Source organism: Psychrobacter sp. FME5, from assembly GCF_014861375.1.
Lineage (GTDB): Bacteria > Pseudomonadota > Gammaproteobacteria > Pseudomonadales > Moraxellaceae > Psychrobacter.
The window spans coordinates 1-5,336 of the sequence record NZ_RRYX01000149.1; the positions used below are offsets into that span (position 1 = coordinate 1).

The following is a 5,336-nucleotide window of genomic DNA, read 5'->3' on the forward strand; positions in this document are numbered from 1 at the left end:
TTCTTTGGGTTATTATAACCTCTTAGAAGCTGTCCAATTTTATTATGCCACTACAAAGTGATATCAGAGCCAAACTGTATATGCCAGCGCTAGTCGCCATTAAGCATAATCCTGATATTAAGGCGCAGTATGAGCGACTGCTTGCTAATGGTAAGTGCAAAATGCAGGCTGTCTGTGCAGCGATGCGCAAGCTTGTGCATATCTGTTTCGGTGTGATTAAACATCAGCAGTCTTACCAAGCAAAAGTTGAGCTAATTAGTGCTTGATTTGGCTTTTTTAAGATGGTATCTCTTAAGCGTGGTCCGATTTAATTATGCCACTACAAAGGGTTACCATCATCATCAGTAAATTTAAATTTAACTTTATAAAGTTCAATAGATCCCCAAGGGTCTTCATTTCTTAGATGCACTTTAATCTTATTGGAGTTAGAGCTAAAGAAAGTTTCCGTATTTCCCTCAGTATCAGTTATGCCTTCAAAAGTCTCTTTTGTATTTTCATTAATAGCAATATACGGTGTATTGGCATAAGCAATATCATTATCGTCAGCAAATCTAAATTGTGCCTTGTACATTGCTCCCGCTATCAAACTCGGCAATACCCCAAGCCCCAGCCCATCCATTCCACCTCCCGCCTTACTATGCTTACCCCCTTTCTCCGTCACCTCTTTGGCGGCGATAGTGATATTGCTACCATCAAGAGTAATACTCGCACCGCCTGCCGTTATCGTCACTTTATTGGTTGCCACGACTTCTACCTCTTTAGTTGAGGAGGCGATGTTCACATCTTGCTTGGCGGTTGCTTCCAGTTTCCCTGTATGGGCGGATAGGGTGATATTTTCTTTGGCATTGGTCATGCTAAATTGACCATCGGCGACTATATTGAGTGATTCGCTGCTGATTTGATTATGGCTATCGCCACTACTGATCATCATGTTCGCTTGAGTCGTAGTAATCATTTCACCCATTGAACGTTGAATGAGCGTGTCTTCACTGACATAGCTGCTATCAGCCGCACTATCAATCAGCGTGAATGGCGTGGATTGATGGGTTTTGGTTTGCTGTTCCTCTGCAATAGTCTCAAGCTGGGCTTTAATCGCTTTATGGTCGTTCACATTACGACCAAGTCCCGTTGCCAGTTGCGTCAAACGCTCAGTTAAATGCTGACCACCTAATGCAGTTTGGGCCAGAGTCGGGGTGTGGTGCTGGTAGTTATGCTGTCCTGTTTGCGCGTGGGTCTGCGGCTGAGTGGATAGAACAAGTGCTTCCCCTGATTTGATACTGATCTGCGCGTTGGTGGCCGCATTGATCCCTTGACGTTTGGCGGTGTCTGATGGATTGATCACGCCCATTTTTAGACTGGCGGATATCCCAGCACTGTCTACTTGTAGCTGAGAGTAAGCTTGCTCTGTACGGTGGTCAGTCACCCATTCAGATAGGCCGTTTTCAGTGTTGCGATAGCCGCTCTCGACCGCTTGCTCATTGTCAGTGGCAAACAGGCTAGGGCGACTTGATGATAATAAGCTACCGGTATTCGTCAGATGCTCACTATCACCGATAGCTTGCATCAGAGTTTGGTCATCTGCTCTATGGGTAAAGTGGCTGCCATAATTGCTTCCTGCTTGGGCCTCAATACGGTTAATTGCTTGGGCGGGGTTATCTAATAAGTAGTTGCTTGTTGGGGTGATAAGATTATAGCAAAACAGTTTGTAGCCACTCCTGCTTTCCGCTGCTATTTTAACTGCCCACAGGAGCAGGCACTAAAGACCGTGCCGTTCCTGCTTTGCGATAACGTCTCTGCCTGAGTTCCTGTAATCCTGGGATCAGCCAAGGATATCCTCTGCAATCAGGGCTAGCGGTGGCATCTGACGTTCGCAGAGGGTGGTCGTGGTTGGAGTTTTTATGCTGAGTAATGCCTATAATTTGAAGTTAAGTTGAATGCTTTGAGTTTGAGATGTTTCTTATTTAACGAACGACAAAAAAACCACCCGAAGGTGGCTTAAATAATTACTTATATTAAGTCATCTAAATCAAGTAAGTTTGAATCATCATCAACGCCAAATGCTGTTTGTCCTAATCTCTTAAAGTCGATGTACTGAATCTCAATCAAGTCGGGTAAAAGATTGAGATGGACAAAGATATTCATCTTATCTATATTTTTGATAGAAGCATTATCACTAATCGCAAGGGCAGGGACAAAGCCAAACATTTCATCGTATTCAAGTGCTCCAAATTTTTTCACACAACGCTTGAATAGAGGTTTGCTATTGTTATCAACCATATCAACATATTTTGTCTCTTTAAAAGCAAAAAATAATTCAATTTTTCTATCTGCTAGGCCTTTTGCAATATCTTTCGCTTCCCCTTTTTCTTGATAAACCCAACCAAGAGTTGGAGTAATTGTATAGGCATGACCTATTTTTTCACCCCAAACGTATAACTTGCCAAAGCCACTACGAGCGATAACATAGTAGTTATCTTGTTTTAGAACGTCCTCACCTAACCAAAGGGCTAGTTCATCTTCATAATCAGTTGGATTGACTATCCAAAACAAGCCTTGCTTAAAGCGGCAGAAGCCCATTTTCTCCCAATAGAAAAGAAGCTTATCAGGCAATTTACCTTTATAATAATCTAGAATTGCCTGATCGGCAGGCTGTTGCCAGTCAGGTTGTCCAAAATCTTCCATAAACAAGTCAAATCCTTCATCAATAATAAAATTATTCATTACAATTTCCTATTTTAATTATCTACAACGGTTTAATTCTACCTTCATTTTGGTTTGCCCGCCTTGAGACTTTTGTGCTTCTTTAGCGGCCTTATCCATCTGTGCAACTCTACTATTTGCTTCAACTTTATTAGACCATTGTCCACCTATGGACTTATTCACATCAGCACGACCCAGTCGATTAATTTTATCTTTACCACCTGCAATCATATCAGGATCATGTAAAGCATTCAGGTCTTTCATTATTTCAGGAGTGCGTTTGTTCGCCAACCGTTTAGCTTCTCTAGGAGATTTTCCTTGTTTCTCATAGCTATTTTTTAAAGACTCATTGATCTTATCTTCATACTCTGTTCTAGCGTTTGCCTGCGCCCCATTACTTTTCGGTCTGCCATGCGTTTTAAAGGCATCACGACCTGTCAAATACTCATCAACAGTTAAGTTGTTCAGTCCAGCTTCTTGGTCTTTTAATTGACGATAGTACTCTTTTTCAAACTTTGCATTTGCTTTACTGTCTTTAGCAAACCTACTCTTTAAGCTTTTACTTGGCTTAAAGCATTTAGGGGTATGTTTTTTCATAACGCCTTTTCTAGCAGGTCTCGACGTGATACTGCTATTATGACTGACTGTTTCGCCAGAAGCTTTTCGGTTGGTTGATGCCAATGCTGTGCTGGGTTTATTACCAGCTGTCCGACCCACACCTGCGCTATTAACACTCGCCGTAGCCGGTGTCATCTTTGACCATCCATCAATCTCATTGATAATTTGCTGACCGAAACGATCAAAGTCCTTTTGAATCTGTATCAGCTTTTGCTTATTAGACTTACTTAAACTGTTTAGAAACTTAGGGGTCAAGATACTATTCAGTAACCCTTTTAGCTTACTAACATCTAACGCTTTCTTTAGCGCTTGCTCTGCATTACCTTTACCAAATTTTCTGATAAAGGCAAATAAATCAGCAGGATTTTTACCGCCAATTTTCACTGCTTTAATGGCACTTTTGACCGCATCACCAACGACAGGGATCAGCCCTATTAATGCTGCTATGAGTAAAAACCACAAAGTAGTATCAGAGGGCTTGTCTTTTAGGTTCATGACTGCCTTGATGATGTCTCGCGCATCAATAAGCTGTCCTGCAATAGGAACTGCACCGATCACAATTTCAGCGAATAGTGCCCAAGACGAGGTGTTTTCACCTGCTAGAAACGAACCTGTCTCTTCTTTTAATGCTTTAAACCAGCCTGTGGGCTTTTCTTGTTTGGCTTTCTTATATTTTTGAGGAGTGTAATCCTTCCCTATGTTACTAATCCCTAGTGCGCCGCCGCCAAAGCCATTACTACTCATATACCATCCTCCATATCTATATCAGGCTTGAAGTCAGCAGGGTCTTCACCATAATAAACATGAGCTTGACCCTTAGGCACACCTTCTAAACGAGCAAAGCCATTTTCATCTAAAATGCCTTCTCTGACAGAGCCATCTGCGAACTCAACTCTATAAGGCGCACTGCTTACTGGAGTCTCATCATCGTGTAGATAATTAAGCTCGATAAAGGTTGGTGGTTCGTCCAAGATATTAGAAGGTAAGCCTGAAACAAATTGACCATCAACACCGCCCCCAGCCTTACTATGCTTCCCAGCTTTCTCCGTAAACTGCTTAGCCGTAATGGTAATATCACCACCATCCAAAGTGATACTGGCTCCACCAGCCGTCAGCGTAATCTTATTCGTTGCTACTATCTCAACTTCCTTAGTCGAGGAGGCGATATTCACATCTTGTTTTGCCGTGGCTTCCAGTTTTCCTGTATGCGCTGAGAGGGTGATATTGTCTTTGGCATTGGTCATGCTAAATTGACCATCGGCTACTATATTGAGTGACTCGCTGCTGACTTGGTTATGGCTATCACCACTACTAGTTAACATATCTTGCTGCGAGGTCATTATCATTTCACCCATTGACCGGTGAATGAGTAGGTCATCACTGACATAACCGGTATCAGCCGCACTATCAATGAGCGTGAATGGCGTTGTTTGATGGGTTTTGGTTTGCTGTTCTTCTGCGATAGTTTCAAGTTGGGTCTTAATCGCGTTATGGTCATTAACCTGTCTACCAAGTCCCGTTGCTAACTGCGTTAAACGCTCCGCTAAGTGCTGACCGCCAAGACTAGTTTGGGTGAGGGTCGGGGTGTGGTGTTGGTAATTATGTTGTCCTGTTTGCGCGTGGGTTTGCGGTTGAGTGGAAAGGGCTAAGGCTTCACCTGACTTGATATTGATTTGGGCATTGGTAGTGGCGCTAATACCTTCGCGCTTAGTGCCATTATCTGCAGGGTTAATGACGCCCATCTTTATCGTGGCACTAACCTTGCCACTATCGACTTGTAGCTGTGAATAAGCTTGCTCTGTACGATGGTCAGTCACCCATTCAGATAGGCCGTTATCCGTGTTGCGATAACCGCTCTCGACCGCTTGCTCATTGTCAGTGGCAAACAGGCTAGGGCGACTTGATGATAATAAGCTACCGGTATTCGTCAGATGCTCACTATCACCGATAGCTTGCATCAGAGTGTAGTGGTCAACTAATTTAGGACACCTGATAAGAGGTTTTGATTAAAGTAACGT

General features: G+C 42.9%; 4 protein-coding genes and 1 pseudogene. 1 reads left to right on the top strand and 4 read right to left on the bottom strand.

Annotated features, from left to right (window positions below):
* Positions 1-56: 56 nt before the first annotated feature.
* Positions 57-266 (top strand): annotated as a pseudogene (locus tag EI161_RS13190) (IS110 family transposase); the annotation flags it as partial.
* Positions 267-319: 53 nt separating this feature from the next.
* On the opposite strand, the gene EI161_RS13195 reads toward EI161_RS13190, so the two are convergent.
* From EI161_RS13195 to EI161_RS13210, 4 genes are all read right to left on the bottom strand, one after another.
* Entirely contained in the window at positions 320-1,564 is a 1,245-nt protein-coding gene (locus EI161_RS13195) for a DUF2345 domain-containing protein (RefSeq protein WP_192529757.1), read from the bottom strand.
* Positions 1,565-2,007: 443 nt separating this feature from the next.
* A complete protein-coding gene (locus EI161_RS13200; RefSeq protein WP_075100798.1) occupies positions 2,008-2,721 on the bottom strand; it encodes a GAD-like domain-containing protein in 714 nt (237 codons plus the stop codon).
* A gap of 18 nt (positions 2,722-2,739) precedes the next feature.
* Positions 2,740-4,062 (bottom strand): polymorphic toxin type 15 domain-containing protein, encoded by a 1,323-nt coding sequence (locus EI161_RS13205; RefSeq protein ID WP_075100799.1) that lies wholly within the window; start codon positions 4,060-4,062, stop codon positions 2,740-2,742.
* On the bottom strand, positions 4,059-5,276 hold the full coding sequence (locus tag EI161_RS13210; RefSeq protein ID WP_192529758.1) for a DUF2345 domain-containing protein: 1,218 nt from the start codon (positions 5,274-5,276) through the stop codon (positions 4,059-4,061). Before EI161_RS13210 ends, EI161_RS13205 begins: the two co-directional genes overlap by 4 nt.
* Between the last annotated feature and the right edge of the window lie 60 nt (positions 5,277-5,336).

What these genes read in the sequence shown, in the direction of transcription:
- EI161_RS13195 (WP_192529757.1), bottom strand. Translation starts at nt 1,564, where the DNA reads ATGCAAGCTATCGGTGATAGTGAGCATCTGACGAATACCGGTAGCTTA.
- EI161_RS13200 (WP_075100798.1), bottom strand. Translation starts at nt 2,721, where the DNA reads ATGAATAATTTTATTATTGATGAAGGATTTGACTTGTTTATGGAAGAT.
- EI161_RS13205 (WP_075100799.1), bottom strand. Translation starts at nt 4,062, where the DNA reads ATGAGTAGTAATGGCTTTGGCGGCGGCGCACTAGGGATTAGTAACATA.
- EI161_RS13210 (WP_192529758.1), bottom strand. Translation starts at nt 5,276, where the DNA reads ATGCAAGCTATCGGTGATAGTGAGCATCTGACGAATACCGGTAGCTTA.